22 protein-coding genes are annotated in these 17,263 nt (G+C 68.8%); 6 read left to right on the forward strand and 16 right to left on the reverse strand.

Annotated features, from left to right (window positions below; genetic code table 11):
- Positions 1-142 precede the first annotated feature (142 nt).
- The gene (locus DI276_RS13895) at positions 143-805 is read left to right on the forward strand and encodes a serine hydrolase (protein ID WP_112263706.1); all 663 of its coding nucleotides are present in this window, start codon (positions 143-145) and stop codon (positions 803-805) included.
- On the opposite strand, the gene DI276_RS13900 is transcribed toward DI276_RS13895, so the two are convergent.
- From DI276_RS13900 to DI276_RS13910, 3 genes are all read right to left on the reverse strand, one after another.
- Complete coding sequence (locus DI276_RS13900; RefSeq protein ID WP_112263707.1) at positions 795-1,610, reverse strand: hypothetical protein; 816 nt, start codon at positions 1,608-1,610, stop codon at positions 795-797. The genes DI276_RS13895 and DI276_RS13900 overlap by 11 nt on opposite strands.
- Positions 1,611-1,642: 32 nt before the next feature.
- Complete coding sequence (locus DI276_RS13905; RefSeq protein WP_112263708.1) at positions 1,643-2,143, reverse strand: hypothetical protein; 501 nt, start codon at positions 2,141-2,143, stop codon at positions 1,643-1,645.
- Between the two features lie 229 nt (positions 2,144-2,372).
- Entirely contained in the window at positions 2,373-3,758 is a 1,386-nt protein-coding gene (locus tag DI276_RS13910; protein WP_112263830.1) for a glycine--tRNA ligase, read from the reverse strand.
- Between the two features lie 93 nt (positions 3,759-3,851).
- Here DI276_RS13910 and DI276_RS13915 point away from each other — a divergent pair, with 93 nt between their 5' ends.
- A complete protein-coding gene (locus tag DI276_RS13915; RefSeq protein WP_112263709.1) occupies positions 3,852-4,532 on the forward strand; it encodes a tetratricopeptide repeat protein in 681 nt (226 codons plus the stop codon).
- Here the strand turns inward: DI276_RS13915 and DI276_RS13920 are convergent.
- The gene (locus DI276_RS13920) at positions 4,529-4,969 is read right to left on the reverse strand and encodes an antibiotic biosynthesis monooxygenase (RefSeq protein WP_332874642.1); all 441 of its coding nucleotides are present in this window, start codon (positions 4,967-4,969) and stop codon (positions 4,529-4,531) included. The two genes, DI276_RS13915 and DI276_RS13920, sit on opposite strands and share 4 nt — an antisense overlap.
- Between DI276_RS13920 and DI276_RS13925 the strand changes: the two genes are divergently transcribed.
- The 3 genes from DI276_RS13925 to DI276_RS13935 are packed head-to-tail and all read left to right on the forward strand — an operon-like array spanning position 4,924 to position 5,959.
- Entirely contained in the window at positions 4,924-5,202 is a 279-nt protein-coding gene (locus tag DI276_RS13925; RefSeq protein ID WP_112263711.1) for a hypothetical protein, read from the forward strand. The genes DI276_RS13920 and DI276_RS13925 overlap by 46 nt on opposite strands.
- Positions 5,203-5,213: 11 nt before the next feature.
- On the forward strand, positions 5,214-5,564 hold the full coding sequence (locus tag DI276_RS13930) for an ArsR/SmtB family transcription factor (RefSeq protein WP_112263712.1): 351 nt from the start codon (positions 5,214-5,216) through the stop codon (positions 5,562-5,564).
- On the forward strand, positions 5,561-5,959 hold the full coding sequence (locus DI276_RS13935) for a Fur family transcriptional regulator (protein ID WP_090100492.1): 399 nt from the start codon (positions 5,561-5,563) through the stop codon (positions 5,957-5,959). The genes DI276_RS13930 and DI276_RS13935 overlap by 4 nt, the downstream gene beginning before the upstream one ends.
- On the opposite strand, the gene DI276_RS13940 is transcribed toward DI276_RS13935, so the two are convergent.
- From DI276_RS13940 to era, 9 genes are read right to left on the reverse strand one after another with little or no spacing between them, the layout of a single operon-like run.
- Positions 5,952-6,425, reverse strand: coding sequence for a hypothetical protein (locus DI276_RS13940; RefSeq protein WP_112263713.1), 474 nt, complete (start codon positions 6,423-6,425; stop codon positions 5,952-5,954). The genes DI276_RS13935 and DI276_RS13940 overlap by 8 nt on opposite strands.
- 2 nt (positions 6,426-6,427) lie before the next feature.
- Positions 6,428-7,135, reverse strand: a complete 708-nt coding sequence (locus DI276_RS13945) for a TIGR03943 family putative permease subunit (protein WP_112263714.1) — start codon at positions 7,133-7,135, stop codon at positions 6,428-6,430.
- Entirely contained in the window at positions 7,132-8,142 is a 1,011-nt protein-coding gene (locus tag DI276_RS13950) for a permease (protein ID WP_112263715.1), read from the reverse strand. The genes DI276_RS13945 and DI276_RS13950 overlap by 4 nt, the downstream gene beginning before the upstream one ends.
- The gene (locus DI276_RS50855) at positions 8,139-8,579 is read right to left on the reverse strand and encodes a hypothetical protein (RefSeq protein WP_198680621.1); all 441 of its coding nucleotides are present in this window, start codon (positions 8,577-8,579) and stop codon (positions 8,139-8,141) included. Before DI276_RS50855 ends, DI276_RS13950 begins: the two co-directional genes overlap by 4 nt.
- A gap of 13 nt (positions 8,580-8,592) precedes the next feature.
- The gene (locus DI276_RS13960; RefSeq protein ID WP_112263716.1) at positions 8,593-8,991 is read right to left on the reverse strand and encodes a YbjN domain-containing protein; all 399 of its coding nucleotides are present in this window, start codon (positions 8,989-8,991) and stop codon (positions 8,593-8,595) included.
- Complete coding sequence (locus tag DI276_RS13965) at positions 8,988-9,806, reverse strand: isoprenyl transferase (RefSeq protein WP_112263831.1); 819 nt, start codon at positions 9,804-9,806, stop codon at positions 8,988-8,990. Before DI276_RS13965 ends, DI276_RS13960 begins: the two co-directional genes overlap by 4 nt.
- Before the next feature lie 54 nt (positions 9,807-9,860).
- A complete protein-coding gene (locus DI276_RS13970; RefSeq protein WP_112263717.1) occupies positions 9,861-12,803 on the reverse strand; it encodes an NACHT domain-containing protein in 2,943 nt (980 codons plus the stop codon).
- A 60-nt stretch (positions 12,804-12,863) separates the two neighbouring features.
- On the reverse strand, positions 12,864-13,625 hold the full coding sequence (gene recO / locus DI276_RS13975; RefSeq protein WP_112263718.1) for a DNA repair protein RecO: 762 nt from the start codon (positions 13,623-13,625) through the stop codon (positions 12,864-12,866).
- A complete protein-coding gene (gene era, locus DI276_RS13980; RefSeq protein ID WP_112263719.1) occupies positions 13,625-14,521 on the reverse strand; it encodes a GTPase Era in 897 nt (298 codons plus the stop codon). The genes recO and era overlap by 1 nt, the downstream gene beginning before the upstream one ends.
- 134 nt (positions 14,522-14,655) lie before the next feature.
- Between era and DI276_RS13985 the strand changes: the two genes are divergently transcribed.
- Positions 14,656-15,084, forward strand: a complete 429-nt coding sequence (locus DI276_RS13985; protein WP_112263720.1) for an ester cyclase — start codon at positions 14,656-14,658, stop codon at positions 15,082-15,084.
- Here DI276_RS13985 and DI276_RS13990 read toward each other — a convergent pair.
- Genes DI276_RS13990 through ybeY form a run of 3 tightly spaced genes read right to left on the reverse strand, consistent with a single transcriptional unit; the run spans position 15,081 to position 17,261 of the window.
- Entirely contained in the window at positions 15,081-15,413 is a 333-nt protein-coding gene (locus tag DI276_RS13990; RefSeq protein ID WP_112263721.1) for a cytidine deaminase, read from the reverse strand. The genes DI276_RS13985 and DI276_RS13990 overlap by 4 nt on opposite strands.
- Complete coding sequence (locus DI276_RS13995; protein ID WP_112263722.1) at positions 15,406-16,695, reverse strand: hemolysin family protein; 1,290 nt, start codon at positions 16,693-16,695, stop codon at positions 15,406-15,408. The genes DI276_RS13990 and DI276_RS13995 overlap by 8 nt, the downstream gene beginning before the upstream one ends.
- Positions 16,696-16,700: 5 nt before the next feature.
- Entirely contained in the window at positions 16,701-17,261 is a 561-nt protein-coding gene (gene ybeY, locus DI276_RS14000) for an rRNA maturation RNase YbeY (protein ID WP_112263723.1), read from the reverse strand.
- Positions 17,262-17,263 lie beyond the last annotated feature (2 nt).

Raw genomic sequence — 17,263 nt, forward strand, 5'->3', positions numbered from 1 at the left:
TATATCGCGCGGACCTGATGTATTGGATACCGGCTCCGGTACATCGGAGGCTGCCGCGGACGGCGATATATCGCATACGAGTCCTGATATATCGGATACCGGCACGTCGTCCGCAGTATCCAATATATCGGCGACTGATATATTGGATATCGTCGCCGCCGGCGGAAAGTCCGACGTCGGCGTCGCGGTCCTGGACCTGCAGACCGGCCAGGTGATCTCGCAGGAGGGCGACCAGCCGTTCTACTCGGCGTCGCTGTCGAAGCTGATCCTCGCCGTCGACGCGTTGCAACAGCCGTTGTCCGCCGACGACCAAGACCTGATCCACCGCGCGTTGAGCGCCAGCGACGACGAAGCCATGGACGTGCTGTGGACGAGGTTCGACGGCATGGACGCCACCGGCCGAGTCGCCGCCGAAGCGGGCCTCACCGGCACACACGCCCCGGAGGACCCTTCGCAATGGGGAGAGGTCGTCATCACCGCGGACGACATGGTCCAGCTCTACCGCTACATCCTCGCCTCACCGGCGCGCGACACCATCGTCGCCGCGCTGTCATCGGCCCCGCCGACCGCCGCAGACGGCTTCGACCAGGCGTTCGGCCTGCTCGGCGTCACCGGCGCCTACGCCAAGCAGGGCTGGATGTACTACCTGCCGAGCGACGTCTACCTGCACAGCGCGGGCGTCCTCGACAACCGCTACGCCATCGCCGTGCTCACCACGAGTCCGACCGGCAACTGGACCACCGCGCGGCAGTCGATCAACGCCGTGAGCCAGGCCCTCCTCGCCAAGCTGGGCGTCAAGAGCTGACCTTCCGCTTCGGTTCGCGCCACGGCCGGTCCCAAACACCGGCGTACTCCCGCACCACGAGGAGCGCGATCACGAGGAGCACGACCGCCCCGAAGACCAGCGCGCCGAACAGCATCCCCGCTGCGCCGGCCAGGGAGGCGAACTTGGTCAGGGCGAATCCGCCCGCGATCGGCAGCAGGAGATACGCGCCGACATTCTTCCGGCGCGCCGAGTAGACGTCCCTCACCCGCCCCAGCGACACCCCGAGCAGCACCGGCGCGAACGTCACCACCAGACCGAACACGTCGAGCACCAGCAACCGCGACGGCGCAGTGAGCACAATCGCCGACACACCGACAGACAACGCGACGCCCACCACGACGAGCACGGTGCCGAGCACTCGGATCCGCGGCGCCGCATCGGCACCGGAGTCCGGCACCAGCGGCCCGGACTCGGCCGCGACGATCAGGTGCACGGCCCGGCTGCCATACACGCTGAGCAGCACCGCGCCGAGCACCGGCACCGCGAACGCGAGCAGAACCACCAGCGGGTAGTTCCCCAGGAGGTCGACCCCGGACAGGAACCAGTAGAACGCGAAGAAGGTCGCCAACGAGGCCCCTTCGAGCACGACGATCACGTGCCGCAGCCGAGCGGCCGCCGCAGCGTCGACGAGCCGCGCAGCCACCACACCGCTCGCTACCGCGCACGAACACACGAACGCCCCGCTCACCGCCGTGGCGACGAGCACCTGGGTGTTCTCGACCTTGACCAGCGCCGCGACGACCACCACCCAGGCGACGAGCACCAACCCCACCACGGCCTGCACGAGGCCACGTCTCCTGATCCCCCTCATGCCCCTTACACGCGAGCACGCCTCAGGATGTTGCCCGCGGCGAAGAACGCGACCCCGCCCAGCACGACGATCACCGCCAGCAACGCGAGGTACAGCGCCGACCCCACCATGACCGGCGCCCTGCGGAACGTCATCACCTCAACGAACCACGCGCCCAACACGCAAAAGATCGCCCCACCCCACCACACCCCGAGCAGGCGACGAACCAGGCGAGCCCCGTTCACGTCAACATGCTCGCGCTGAGCGCAAGACCTGGCACCGAGCAAGCTCAACCCGGCCAGCAACACCCAGAACGCGGCCAACCCGGCGATCATCACGCCGATCACGTTGATCGGGTTGCGGGACGAAGGCAGCTTCAGCCCAACCGCCACCAGCACGATCCCGAACACCAGCGCCGCACCGACCACGGCCAGCCCGACCACCGCCAGCCGCGCCCGCATCCACTGCACGCGCGCAGCAGACACCCACACCCACTGCGGCGGCTGGCCCCGGCCGATGACGATCACCGGCCGAGCTTCTCACCGGTTCGACGACACCGCCCGCCACGAGCCATTGCGACGGCTGGGCTCGGCCGATGACTCACCGGCCGAACCTCTCACCAGTTTCGCGAAACCGGCCACCGCGAGCCGTTGCCCGAACGCCACAAATCCACGCCCAGCCGTACGACGACCGCGGTCACACCGACGTCAGGACGCAAACGCTCCTGCGGTCGGCGACGGCCAACCAGCCGACTGGTCAGCAGCCGATCAGGCGAGCAGCCAGGTACGACTCGAGCTGGTCCATCGCCACCCGCTCCTGCGACATCGTGTCGCGCTCCCGCACCGTCACGGCGAGGTCGGTGAGCGTGTCGAAGTCGACCGTCACGCAGAACGGCGTGCCGATCTCGTCCTGACGGCGGTAGCGGCGGCCGATGGCACCGGCGTCGTCGAAGTCGACGTTCCAGTTGCGGCGCAGGGCCGTCGCGAGGTCGCGGGCCTTCGGCGAGAGCTCGGCGTTGCGCGACAGCGGCAGCACGGCCACCTTCACCGGCGCCAACCGGCGGTCGAGCTTCAGGACCACCCGCTTGTCCACGCCGCCCTTGGCGTTGGGCGCCTCGTCCTCGACGTACGCCTCGAGCAGGAACGCCATCATCGGGCGGCCGACACCGGCGGCCGGCTCGATGACGAACGGCTTGTAGCGCGAGTTCGTGGCCTGGTCGAAGTACGACAGGTCGACACCGGAGGCGTTCGAGTGCGTCGTGAGGTCGAAGTCGGTGCGGTTCGCGATGCCCTCGAGCTCACCCCACTCCTGGCCGCCGAACTGGAAGCGGTACTCGATGTCGACGGTGCGCTTCGAGTAGTGCGACAGCTTTTCCTTCGGGTGCTCGTAGTGCCGCAGGTTCTCCTTCGACACACCGAGGTCCGTGTACCAGCGCGTGCGCTCGTCGATCCAGTACTGGTGCCACTCTTCGTCCGTGCCCGGCTCGACGAAGAACTCCATCTCCATCTGCTCGAACTCGCGGGTCCGGAAGATGAAGTTGCCCGGCGTGATCTCGTTGCGGAACGACTTGCCGATCTGGCCGATGCCGAACGGCGGCTTCTTGCGCGACGTCGTCTGCACGTTCAGGAAGTTCGTGAAGATGCCCTGCGCGGTCTCGGGGCGCAGGTAGTGCAGGCCCTCCTCGGTCTCGACCGGACCGAGGTGGGTCTTCAAGAGGCCGTTGAACATCTTCGGCTCGGTGTACTTGCCACGCACGCCGCAGTTGGGGCACGGCACGTCCGACACGTCGCCCTCGGCCACCGGCTTGCCGGTGCGCTCGGCGTACTCCTCGGACAGCGTGTCCGCGCGGAACCGCTTGTGGCACGACTCGCACTCGATCAGCGGGTCGACGAACGCCTCGACGTGACCGGAGGCGACCCACACGTCACGGGGCAGGATCACCGACGAGTCGAGGCCGACGACGTCCTCGCGGCCGCGGACCATGAAGTTCCACCACTGGCGCTTGATGTTGTCCTTGAGCTCGACGCCCAGGGGTCCGTAGTCCCACGCCGAACGGGTGCCGCCGTAGATCTCCCCGCACGGGTAGACGAACCCCCTGCGCTTGCAGAGGCTGACAACGGTCTCGATGCGATCGGCGGCCAACGGGAACTCCATCGGGGGAATCAGATTCGGGGGCCACAGCCTAGCCCGTCACGTTGCGCCCCGAACGGGCGACCGGGGCCTTACGCTGCACGAATGGAAGACCGGCTGCGAGAGCTGTGGGACTTCGCCGACCTGGACGGCACCGAGGCGCGGTTCCGCGCGTTTCTCGAACACAACGTGGAAACCGAGGACGAGCGCGCTGAGGTGCTGACCCAGCTCGCCCGCGTCGAGGGCCTGCGGGACAACTTCGCCGCAGGTCACGCCCTCGTCGACGAGGCGGAAACGCTCGTCGCCCCAGACTCGACGGGCCGGGTGCGCGTGCTGCTCGAACGCGGCAGGCTGCACCGCTCCGGTGGTGATCCCGCGGCCGCGCAACCGTTGTTCGTGGCGGCATTCATCCTGGCCAAGACGCGCGGCGACCTGTCGCTGGCGGTGGACGCCGCGCACATGGCGTCACTGGTCGACGACCCCGAGAAGTGGACCAAGCAGGGCCTCGAACTGGTCGAGGCGAACCCGGAGCTGTCGCGCTGGCTGGGCCCTCTGCACAACAACCTCGGCTGGTACTACTACGAGAACGAGCGCTTCGACGAGGCGCTGGACGCCTTCGAGAAGACGCCGGAGGCCTACGCGGAGAGCGGCAAGGCCAAGACGCTGCACGCACTGGGCCGCAACGAAGAAGCCGCCGAAGCCGCCCGCAAGGCGCTCGAACTCCTCCCCCACGACTCGCAGGAGGAATGGGTCGAGGAGATGGAAGCCATCGCCGCCCAGAACTAACTGCGGGGCGTAGCCGGTCCGCCCGCCTCGCCGAGCCGCACCGTGAACGCGTCCTCGGCCAGGAGACTCGTGTGCTGCGAGACCTGTCCGTCGGCGCTGGTCAACGTCGGCTCGTACATCGCGGGCTCGTCGGTCAGCGCCTCGGACAGCAGCGGAATGACGTGTTCGCGCACGGGGAACGGCGACATCGCGCGCCGATAAGCCACCACGGACTCGAACTCGACCGTCAGCACCCACCGGTCGTCCTCGTCGGTCGACCGCGCCAACGTGCCCTTGTGACACCCCGGTTGGGCAGTTAGAAGCTCTAACGCCCGCTTGACCCGCGAAGTAAACGTCTCAGGGTCGGATACGCGGAAACGGCACACGAGCAGCACGGTGCAAGGATGACACGGTGACCTCCAAGCGCCCTCTGCTGCCCGGCGACGGCCCGTTCGCACGCGTCCGCCCGGCGGTGGCGTTCCTGCTCGTGCTCGGGTTGTTCATCACCGGCGTCCTGGTCGGCGGCACGGTCGGCGCGGTGCTGTTAGGCGTGCTGATCATCGGCGCAGGCGCCCTGCTGGCGGCCACCTGGAAGGTGCTTTCCCCAGCTCAGCGCACATTGCGCGTGGTGGTCCTGCTGGTACTGGTCGTCATCACCGTAGAATTGGTTGTGAAAATCCCTACCAGGTGAGGTGCGCCGCCATGACCGTCCAGTTGCACGGCGAGCACTCCCCCGAACGCGAGGCCCCCGCGCCCGCGCCACCGAGAGCCGCACACACCCTGGCCGAGGCGGGCGACCTGCTGCGCGCCCTGGCCGCCCCCGTCCGCATCGCCATCGTCCTGCAGCTGCGCGAACACGACCGCTGCGTGCACGAGCTGGTCGAGGCTCTCGGCGTGGCCCAGCCGCTGATCAGCCAGCACCTGCGGGTGCTCAAGTCGGCTGGCGTGGTGCACGGCGAACGACACGGCCGCGAAGTCGTGTATCGACTGGTAGACGAACACCTGGCGCACATCGTCGTGGACGCTGTGACGCACGTCGAGGAGAAGTTGTGACCGGACTGAGGTCCACCAAACAGCGCACCGCGGTGTCGAACCTGCTCGACCAGCTCGACGACTTCCGCAGCGCCCAGGAACTGCACGAGGAACTGCGCCGCCGCGGCGAGGGCATCGGCCTGACGACGGTCTACCGCACCCTGCAGTCCCTCGCGGACGCGGGCCAGGTCGACGTCCTGCGCACCGACTCGGGCGAGGCCATCTACCGCCGTTGCTCGGCCCACCACCACCATCACCTCGTGTGCCGCCACTGCGGCCGCACGGTGGAGGTGGAGGGGCCCGCCGTCGAGAAGTGGGCCGACCGCGTCGCAGCCGAGAACGGCTTCTCCGAGGTCAGCCACACCGTCGAGATCTTCGGCACGTGCGCGGAGTGCACGGCCAAGGGCCTCAAATAGGTTCCGACGCGGCCGTGCGGCGAGCACGGCCGCGAGCGCGGCGAGGTGAACCGCCGGATCGGTCTCGTGACCTTTCTGGACCGCGCACCAACTCCTGACCGTCCTCGGTCTCCGAGAGGAAGCCCACGACAGCGCGAGCGCGGTGGTTGTCCGTCCGATCGCGCAGCCACTCGAGCACGATCAGGCCGAACTCGGGGTCGGCCACCGCCATCTCGAGCGGCGCCATCGCCTGATGCGCACGCCATTTCGCGAACTCGCGCGGGTGACACGGCGGTCCGGCGGCGAGATGGAGCCGCTGGTACCGGTCGACGGCGTCCTGCCACACGCGGCGATCCTCGTCGCGGTGGAAGGAGCCGTCCATCGTCGGCATGATCTTCGTTTCCCGATAGGCCTGAAACCACGCCGGATGCATGCCTGCCTGGCGAAAACCCAGTTCGGCGAACGCGTCGAAGACCTCGTTGGCCACGACTAGCTCTCGTAGGGCTCGACCGGCTCTGGCACCGAAGTGCTCGCCTCCACCGTGAAGCTCGGCACCCACGAGTTCTGCTCGTTGGCCGACTTCGGCACGACCTGGCCGGTCACCTCGACCCACTGCTCGTCGGGCAACGACGGCACGTCTCCGGTCAGCTTGACCTTCAACGGCCGCGCGTCCGCCGCACAGCACGAGATCGCGAGCCGCGCCACGAACGTGTTGCCCTCGGCGCGCGTGAGGAACCCGGTCAGCTTCACCTTGCGGCCGTCCAGCGTGCCCGACTCGTCCCACGCCGTGCGCGTCACGAACTCCGTCATGGACAACGGGATGACGTCGCCGGACGGCAGTTCGCCCAGCAGGTTGCGGGAGCGCTGCGTCTGGTTCGTGTCGGCGGCCGAGCTGACGACGTCGCCGCCCAGCGCGGGCGGCGAGATCAGGAACACCGCCAGCACCGGCAGCAGCATCAGCCAGGTCGAGCGCGACGAGTGCGAGTGGCCGTGGTCGTCCTCAGCGGCGGCGGCCTTGCCCGCCCGGATGTCCCGGATGATCGCGAACAGCGCCAGGCCGATCATGATGGCGCCGGCCGCGATCAGCAGCGGCAACAGGCCTTTCTGGACGTACCTGAGGTACAGCCCGGAGAAGCTGATCTTCAGCAGCGCGCCGCCGAGCAGCACCAGCAGGATGTTCTGGGTTTCCCGCCTCACAGCAGCACCACTCCCGTCAGGACGGCACACAAGATCGCCACCACGAAGGTAGCCGGTGCGAAGCGGAAGGCGAAGGACTTGCCGAACGCACCTGCCTGCAGCGCGATCAGCTTCACGTCCACGGCCGGGCCGACGACCAGGAACACCAGGCGCGGCAACAGCGGCAGTGCGGAGAACGCGACGGCCACGAACGCGTCGGCCTCCGAGCACAGGGCCAGGATCACGGCCAGCAAAGCCATCACGATCACGCCCAGGACGATCTGCCCGCCCAGCGTCTGCATCCACGCGACGGGCACGAACGTCTTGAACGCCGCCGCGAACAGCCCGCCCAGCACCAGGAACCCGCCGGCGTCGACGAGGTCGTGGCGCGCGCTCTCGGCGAACACCGCCCACTTGTTCTGACCGGAGTGATCTCCAAGACGCGCCAGCGCACGTTCGGCGATCCACTCCATCTTGCCGAAGCGGACCCACAGCCAGCCCATGACCATCGCGGTCAGCAGCGAGCCGACGAACCTCGCGACGACCATCATCGGGGTGTCGTTGAACGCCACCGCCGTCGACACCAGCACGATCGGGTTCACCGCGGGCGCCGCCAGCAGGAACGTCAGCGCCACGGCCGGCGCGACGCCCTGCTGCATCAGCCGCCGTGCCACCGGCACCGAAGCGCACTCACAGCCCGGCAGAGCCACGCCCGCGACACCTGCCACGGGCACGGCCAGCGCGGTCTTGGAGGGCAGCAACCGACGTAAGGCCGAAGCCGGCACGAACGCCGCGATCGCGCCGGAGATCAGCACGCCCAGGACCAGGAACGGCATGGCCTGCACGCAGATCGCCACGAACACGGTCGACGCGGTGCGCAGCTTCGGCACGTCCAGCAGGTCGACCAGCCGCGACTGGAAGAGCAGGGCGAGCACGAGGATCGCGCACAGCACTTCCAACGACGTGATCTTCAGCCTAGGCGGGCCGGAGCGCCGCTTCGACGAGCGGATCTCGCCGGTGATCGTCATTCCGCGTCCGCATCCAGGTCGAGCAGACGGCGGTAGGTGCGGGCCATGCCCTCGCGGATCTCCTCCGGCGACGGCGGCTCGGCGAACTCGGCCTCTTCTTCCTCGAGGTCCTCGTCGTCGTCGAAGTCGACGGGCGTGCCGTTGACCGTCTCCTCGTCGTCCTCTTCCTCAAGGGCCGCCTCACGCAGCTCCTCGATGGTCGCGGAGACGTCCTCAGCCGACAGCGCGGGCAGCATCGGCTTCACGATGGCCAGCACGCCGCCCTCGGCGTCGTCCAGCGCCACGGCCTCGGCCAGCGCGACCGCGTGGTCGCGCTCGTACGGGCCGCAGATGAACGAGTCCCAGTCGTCGCCGCCCGACGGCTCGAACGTGACGGTCCACGGGAACTCGTTGACGTCCGAGTCCTCTTCCGGCTCGTAAATGATCACGCCACCCATCGAGGGGTCCTTTCTAGGAAAAGCGGGAGAGGAGCTCGCCGCGCACCTGCGAGGCGGTCGACACGACCAGCATGAGCAGCGTGCTCAGCGGTTCCGGCTTGAGGCCGTCCGCCGGGAACGCGTACCGCAGCATCACGTCGGTGCCGCGTTCGGACTGAATGACACCGAGCGTGCCGAACAGGCCCTGACCAGCGCGCTCGGCCACCCACACGGCCACGTCGCCAACCAGGTCCCACGCGACCACGACCGTCAACGAGAGCACGGTCAGGCCCTCGGCCAGTTCCATGCCCTGCACGGCGCACGGCACATCGCCGTGACGGAAGCTCAACGCGCCGTCGTCGTCCACGGAGACGTCGTGGAACAGCTCCAGCGCCTTGCGCGCGGCCTCGAGAGCCTCACCGCTCGCGTTCACGACACCTCCGAATCGGGCTTGTCGATCGCACCACCGAAGCGGCGGTCGCGCTCGGCGAACTTCTCGACGGCCCGCCACAGGTCGGTGCGGTCGAAGTCGGGCCACAGGATGTCCTGGAACACCAGCTCGGCGTACGCGGACTGCCAGAGCATGAAGTTCGACGTGCGCTGCTCACCGGACGGCCGGATGAACAGGTCCACGTCCGGCATCTCCGGCTGGTAGAGGTAGCGCGCGATGGTCTTCTCGTCGACCTTGTCCGGGTTGAGCTGCCCGGCGGCGGCCAGCCGCGCGATCTCGCGGGCGGCGTCACCGATCTCCGCGCGGCCGCCGTAGTTGATGCACATCGCGAGGTTGAGCTGGTCGTTGTCGCGGGTGCGCTCCTCCGCGACCTCCAGCTCCTTGATCACGCTGCGCCACAACCGCGGCCGGCGCCCCGCCCAGCGCACCCGGACACCCAGCTCGTCGAGCTCGTCCGTGCGGTGGTGGATGACGTCGCGCGAGAAGCCCATCAGGAACCGGACCTCTTCCGGGCTGCGGCGCCAGTTCTCGGTGGAGAAGGCGTACAGCGACAGCCACTTCACGCCCATCTCGATGGCGCCCTTGGCGACCTCGACGACGACCTGCTCGCCGCGCTTGTGCCCCTCGACCCGCGACAGCCCGCGCTGGTTCGCCCAGCGGCCGTTGCCGTCCATCACGATCGCGATGTGCTTCGGCACGAACTCGGCGGGGATCGCCGGGGGCGTCGCGCCGGACGGGTGCGGCTCCGGCGGGCGCGGGACGCGCTTCTCGCGTTCGGAGCGGCGGCGACGCAGCATGAGGCTCGGCATCCTTTCGATGACAACCGTTGTCGGTGGCCGCCACAGTAGCCGCTAGGGCCGCTTGCTCTTCTCCCATCCCCCGAGCCAGTGCCGGAACGCCTCCTGCCAGTCGTCGCACGGCCCGGTCCGGCGCAACAGCTCGGGAACGATCTCCCGCAGGTCCTCCGGCTGGGGGAACCACTTGTGACCCTTGAACGGGTCGCGTCGCATCGCCTGCGCCCATCTGCGCAACGGCGGCAGGCCCTCCACGATCGGTTTGAGGTATTCGGACGGTGCGACCTCGGTTTGGATCCCGAAACCCGCGCACAACGTGAACAAGAACAAACGGTAGAAACCCGCCGCGTCCTCCGCCGTTCTGCCGTCCTCGGGCGCGCGCAGCGGGAAGAACCGCTCGGCGATGCCCAAGAACCGCCTGGCCACCCTGACCAGTGCCCTGTTCACCGGCTCGGACATGTTCAGCACGCACCGCACGTCGTCCGCGACGACGCCGAGCATGTACTCCAGCTCAGGATGGACCTCGCCGGACTGGAACAACCGCTGCAGCGCCGTCAGCAACGGACCGCCGGTGTGCAACTTGGTCCCGTGTGGATCCCAATCCACGAATGAGCTTTCCAGCAACGCCCGGCCACCGAGCAGCTCGACGAAGTCGCGGGCGGTGAGCAGGCCGCGGTCGAACATCCGGTGCACGACATCCGGAGCGACCTCGCTCAGCCCGCCCAGTTCCTCCGCCACCGGTAGCCGACCGGAGTCGTCGTCCCGGTGGAGCAGGTACAGCGGGGGCGTGCGCGGGCCTTCCGGCAGCGAGCGGCCCCACCTCCCCAGCAGCACGGAGACCAGTCCCGCCCCCAGCCGCGCCGGCCCGCGCACCGGATCCGGCACGCTCTCGTCGCCAGCGCTCACGTCGTCGAAGGTCTCGTCGCAGATCTTTCGCAGCAGCGACCAGTACTCCTCCGGCAGGTCGAGCAGCAACGTCAGCACCGCGCTGTCCAGCGTGGTGCCCACGACGCGGACCGCCTGCCGGTACAGCGCCAGTTGTGTCCTGGGCGTCGGGCTCATGAACCGCAGCGACCGCAGCGCGAACTCCAGCAGCGACGGATTCTGCCTGCCCTCGCCGTACTGGTCGAACACCAGCAGCATCAGGCAGTTGTCGATCGCCCGCACCAGCCGCCGATCCAGCTCCTGGATCGCGATCTGCGGCACCATCTCGCTCTGCCCGCTCACGATCAACGGCTGGATGCGGCTGACCAGATCGTGCGCGCCGTTGCAGTGCCGCACCATGAAACACGCGGCGAAGTACTCCATGAACGTGCGGTGGGTGAACCCGTAGAGCCTCTCCCCGCGGGCGTTGACGCCGGTGCGGGTGAGCAGCCACGCCCGCCCGCCGCAGTAGTCGAGGAACTCCTGTGCCGCCGTCGTGGCGGCTCTGTCCTCGTTGTCGAAGACCTCGCGGGAGAGGTAGTCGCCGATCAGATTGCGCAGCTTCCCCTCGGTTTCGCCGCCTTGTGAGTCGACCCGGTTGAAGAAGTAGTAGGCCAGCTCCTGCACCAGGTAGCGGTGATCCTTCTTCGGCCGGAACGCGCCGGGCAGCTGCCGCACCCGGTCCCAGCGCTCGAACAGCAGCTCGGCGCACTGCTCGTAGACCTGCGGACGGTTCTCCGGGATGTAGCCGTCGTACTCGTAGATCATGCACAGCAGCGAGAGCATCAACGGGTTCGTGCGCAGGTCACCAACGTGCACGCTGTCCAGCAGGAACAGCGCGACCCGCCGCTCGGGGTCGCCGTGGTGCGGTCCCGAGGTGAGCAGGAACCACCGCTCGACGTAGGTCTCCACCTGCGGATCGGTGAAGTCGGGCAGGTGGAACACCGGGAAGACGGCAGGGTCGAGCCGTGCGCTCGAATAGCCCTCCTCCCGTGCCGTCACGACCACCCGGACCAGCGGATAGCTCATGCAGAACGCCTCGATCGCGTCCACCGTCTCCCGGCGGCGGTCCACGTCGCTGATCTCGTCGATGCCGTCGAACACGATCACCGCGAGCCCCAGCGCGAGCACGTCGCGCACCACACCGACGTCGTAGTCGTGCTGTGTCAGCACGCTGAGCCGCTCGGCGAGCAACGTCGTGTACGACGCCCCCAGCCGCTGGTGGTCCTTGAGCTCCAGCACGAGCGGCGCGAGCCTGCTCTCCTCCGCGCCGAGCTGGTACATCATCCGGCGGATGAACGTGCTCTTGCCCGCGCCCGGATTGCCGATCACCACGAACCGGCGCTCGGCCAGGTCGTCCTCGGAGATCGCCGTTCCCACGGTGCCGGCCGACGACCACGGCGCCAGCACGCGGTTGACGTAGATGTCCTCGATGGGCACCTGGTGGTCCTCACGCGAGTGCGGCATCACCAGCCTCGCGAACCGCCTGCGCATCTGCTGCTTGATCGACCGCACGGCGGCATGCGCTGCGGTGACACGGCCGTAGTCGGCGGAGATCTCCACCCGGTCGACCACCGCCTGCGAGATCGGGCTCGCCGCGCCCGGCCGTTGGATGAGGCGCGTCGCGTGGACCAGGTCGTTCTCGTTGAGCGCGCCAGTCTGCCGCAGCTCGACGACCGTGAGCCGGACCGTGTCGTGCAGGGCGTTCCACAACGCGGCGCCGATCGCGGTGGCCCGCTCGCCGGGCAGGTCCAGCCTGCCCGTCAGCTCCTCGACGAACGTCTCGGCGAGCTGGTTCTGCTCCTCGGCGCGGTCCTCTGCCGAAAGCTCGAGGAACGCGAGCAGCTCCAGCAGCCCGGTGCACAGGCGTCCGGAGAGGTACCCGGCGATGGCGTCCTGGTGGGCACGGGCGAGTTCGAGCTCGGCCCACGCCGCGTTCTGGCGCACGGCCTCCGGTGCCGGCAGCACCGCGTCGACCGACTCCTTCCATCCGCTCGCGGAAGCACGAACAGCAAGCCCGCCAACGGCTTCCGCCGCGGACCGCCCCACGAGTGCCACCAGCCCCAGATCTGCCACCCGGCGAAACTACAGAGATCTCGAGCCGGGTTTCCCGGTCGTGGCGCCAACTTGGCCCGATCAGCCCAACGGCCCGTCGTCCGGCTTGGCCTTGCGCTCGACCAGAGGCAACGATCGGAGCTGCCGTTCGAGGTGCCACTGCAGGTGTGCCGCGACCAGGCCACTCGCGTCGCGGCGGGCGACGTGCGGGATCTCGTCGACCACGCTCCACTGCCCGTGCAGCAGCGCGGAGAGCAACGCCAGGGTGTCCTGCGAGGGCGACGCCGAGCCGGGCGGACGGCAGTTCGGGCAGCACGAGCCGCCTGCCTGGACGCTGAACGCCCGGTGCGGACCGGGATCGCCGCACTTCGCGCACTCGTTGACCGCAGGCGCCCAACCGGCGAACGCCATCGCACGCATCAGGAACGCGTCCAGCAGCAGCGACGGATCACGTTCCGCCGCGGCCAACGCCCTGAGAGCGCCCGTGACGAGCAGATAGAGCCGCACGACCGGTTCGCCCTCTTCGGCCGTGAGCCGGTCAGCGGTCTCGAGAATCGCGCACGCGGCCGTGTAGCGCTGGTAGTCGTTGACGATCCCCACGCCGAACGCGTCCAGCGTCTGCACCTGCGTGATGATGTCGAGCGACCGGCCGGGGTGGAACTGCGCGTCGACGTGGCAGAACGGCTCCAGCCGCGCACCGAACTTCGACGACGTCCTGCGCACGCCCTTCGCCACGGCGCGCAGCTTGCCGTGCCGCTGGGTCAGGAACGTGATGATCCGGTCCGCTTCACCGAGCTTCTGCACGCGCAGCACGATCGCGGTGTCGCGGTACAGGTTCGCCATCAGAAGCCCAGGCGGCGCAACTGTTTCGGATCGCGCTGCCAGTCCTTGGCGATCTTGATGTGCAGGTCCAGGTACACGCGCGTGCCCAGCAGCGCCTCGATCTGCTTGCGCGCGGTCATGCCGACCTGCTTGAGCCGTTCACCCCGGTGCCCCAGGATGATCGCCTTCTGCGACGGCCGCTCCACGAACACGAACGCGTGAATGTCCATCAGGTCGTCACGGCCCTCGCGCGGCATCATCTCCTCGACCACGACGGCGATGGAGTGCGGCAGCTCGTCGCGGACGCCCTCCAGCGCGGCCTCGCGGATCAGCTCGGCGACGAGGGTCTGCTCGGGCTCGTCGGTGAGGTCGCCGTCCGGGAACAGCTGCGGGCCCTCCGGCAGCTTCTGCAGCAGCAGGTCGCTCAGCTTGTCGACCTGGAAGCCGTCGACCGCGGAGACCGGGATGATCTCGGCGAACTCCATCACCTTCTGCAACGCGAGCAGCTGCTCCATCACCTGCTGCTGCGACACCAGGTCGGTCTTGGTGACGATGCCGACCACGGGCGTGCGCTTGGCGACCTTCTCGAGCTCGGCGGCGATGAACTTGTCGCCGGGGCCCACCTTCTGGTCGGCGGGCACGCAGAAGCCGACGACGTCGACCTCCGACCACGTCTCCCGCACCAGGTCGTTGAGCCGCTGGCCGAGCAACGTGCGCGGCCGGTGCAGGCCGGGCGTGTCGACGAGCACCAGCTGGCCGTCTTCACGGTGCACGATGCCGCGGATCGTGTGGCGGGTGGTCTGCGGCTTGCTGGACGTGATGGCGACCTTGGTGCCCACCAGTGCGTTCGTCAGCGTCGACTTCCCTGCGTTCGGGCGTCCGACGAAGCACGCGAACCCGGAGCGGTAACCATCCATCAGTCCATTGTCCCTCTCGCCGGTTATGGCCGTTCGCGGGGCCTTCCGGCACTGGTCCGGGCAGGTGAACGGGCGCACGCTGACCGCCGTGTCCCCCGCACTCCACTCGTAGCTCGCGCACAAGGAGATGCGACATGTCGAGAGAAGAACTGGAGCGGCTGAACGACGAAGGCATCGGCGCGTGGGACCGCCACGACACTGACGGATTCGTGAAGCTGCTGGCCGACGACTTCGTGTGGGTCGACGACACCACACCGGAGCCGATGCGCACGCCGGACGCGGCCCGCGCCTACACCGAGGCGTGGTTCACCGCGTTCCCGGACATGCACATCCGCACGACCAACGTGGTCTGCGCCGACGACCAGATCGCCTGCGAACTCGAGTTCACCGGCACCAACACCGGCACGCTCGCGATGGGCGGCATGCAGATCCCGCCCACGGGCAAGTCGGTCACCAGCCGCGGGACCTACTTCCTCAAGGCCGAGAACGGCAAGATCAAGGAGTTCCACACCCACCCGGACGCCGCGGGCATGATGATGCAGCTGGGCCTGATGCCCGCCTAGACCTGCTCGCGGAACTCCCCGGACGCGTCCGCGAGGAACACCGGCGCCGAAGGGCTCAGGTCGCGCACGGCCGCGAGCGAGGCGGCGTCCACCGCCGACTCCCCCGTCACCACGGCCGCCGCCTCGATGCCCTCGGCGCCGCTCGACACTGCAGCCGCGATGGCGGCCTGAAGCGCGGACAGCTGCAACGACGGCAACGCGACCGTGGACGCGTTGTACGTGCGGCCGTCGAGGTCGCGCACCGCCGCACCCTCCGCAGCGCTGTTGCGCGCGCGGACGGACCGCGCGAGCGTCACGAGCTTGGCGTCCTCGGGGTCGAGGTCACTCATCTTCTTCTGTCTCCTTCTGCACGGGACGCACGAGCACAGTGGTGACGCGGATGCGGCCGCGTTCGTCCTTGCCGCCCTCCGCCCGCATGCGCAGGCCCGCGATCTCGGCCTCCGTGCCGGGCAGGGGCACCCGTCCGAGCCGTTGCGCGAGCAGGCCGCCGACGGTCTCGACCTCGTGGTCGTCCAGCTCGGTGCCGAACAACGCGTCCAGGTCGTCGACCGGCAGGCGCGCGCTGACCCGCACGGCGCCGTCGGGCAGGTGCTCGACCGGCGGACGGTCGTCGGTGTCGGACTCGTCGGTGATCTCGCCGACGATCTCCTCGAGGATGTCCTCGATGGTCAGCAGGCCCGCGGTGCCGCCGTACTCGTCGACCACGATCGCCATGTGCCGGCGGGACACCTGCATCTCGCGCAGCAGGTCGGCGATCGGCTTCGAGTCCGGGATGAAGCTCATCGGGCGCATCAGCTCGGCGACGCTCTTCGGGTCCTCGTCCTCGGCGAGCGTGGCCCGCATGAGGTCCTTGATGTTCACCACGCCGAGCACGTCGTCGACGCTCTCGCCGATCACCGGGACGCGGGTGTAGCCGGAGCGCAACGACAGCGCGAGCGCCTGCCGCAACGACTTCGACTGCTCGATCCACACGATCTCGGTGCGCGGCACCATGACCTCGCGCGCGATGGTGTCGCCCAGCTCGAACACCGAGTGGATCATCTCGCGCTCGCCCTCGTCGACGACGCCGCGTTCCTGCGCCATGTCGACGAGCTCGCGCAGCTCGACCTCGGAGCTGAACGGGCCCTCGCGGAAGCCCTTGCCCGGCGTGATCGCGTTACCGATGAGGATCAGCAGCTTGGACAACGGCCCCAGCACCCGGCCGAGCTGACGGACCGTGCCCGCGGCGATCAGGCTCACGCCATACGGGTGCTGACGGCCGAGGGTGCGCGGACCGACGCCGACGAGCACGTACGACACGACGAGCATGCTCAGGCACGAGTACAGGACGGCGAGCCAGTTCTCGTCCTCGTACTGCAGGAACACCGTCGTGACCAGGACCGCGGCCAGCATCTCGCAGAACAGCCGCAGCAGCAGCAACAGGTTGACGTGCCGCGGCCGGTCGTTGAGGACCTGCAGCAACTGGTTCGTGCCCCAGCGCCCCTGCCGTTGCAGCGCCTCGACCCGTGCGCGCGACACGGTGCCGAGCGCAGCGTCGACACACGCGAAGACACCGGCGGCGAGCACGAGCAAGACGGCCAGCACGATGACACTGGCTGGGTTCCCGCTCATGCGCGTCAGTCTTCTTCGGGATGCTGGAGCGGCTTCTGCTCGTCCAGCCCCACGGCGCCGAGCACCTTGTCGTCGGTGCTGCGCTGGTGCGCGGCCCGCTCGGCCTCGTCACGCGCGGTGCGGAAGTCCGCGAGGATGCGGTTCTGCAGCGTGAACATCTCACGTTCCTCGGCCGGCTCGGCGTGGTCGTAGCCCAGCAGGTGCAGCACGCCGTGAACGGTCAGCAGGTGCAGCTCGTCCAGCAGGCCGTGACCGGCCTTCTTGGCCTGGTCCTTGGCGAACGCCGGGCACAGCACGATGTCCCCGAGCAGCGCGGGCCCGAGCCCGGCGGCGTCCGGCCGGCGCGCGGAGTCCAGCTCGTCCATGGGGAAGGCCATGACGTCCGTGGGGCCGGGCAGGTCCATCCAGCGTTCATGCAGGTCGGCCATCACGTCCAGCTCCACCAGCAGGACGGACAGCTCGGCCAGCGGGCTCACGCCCATGCGGTCCAGCGCGAAGCGGGCGGCGGAGACGATGGAACCCTCGTCGACTCCGACACCCGACTCGTTGGCGATCTCGATGCTCACGG

Origin of the sequence: Lentzea terrae (genome assembly GCF_003265345.1) — a bacterium.
GTDB lineage: Bacteria > Actinomycetota > Actinomycetes > Mycobacteriales > Pseudonocardiaceae > Lentzea > Lentzea terrae.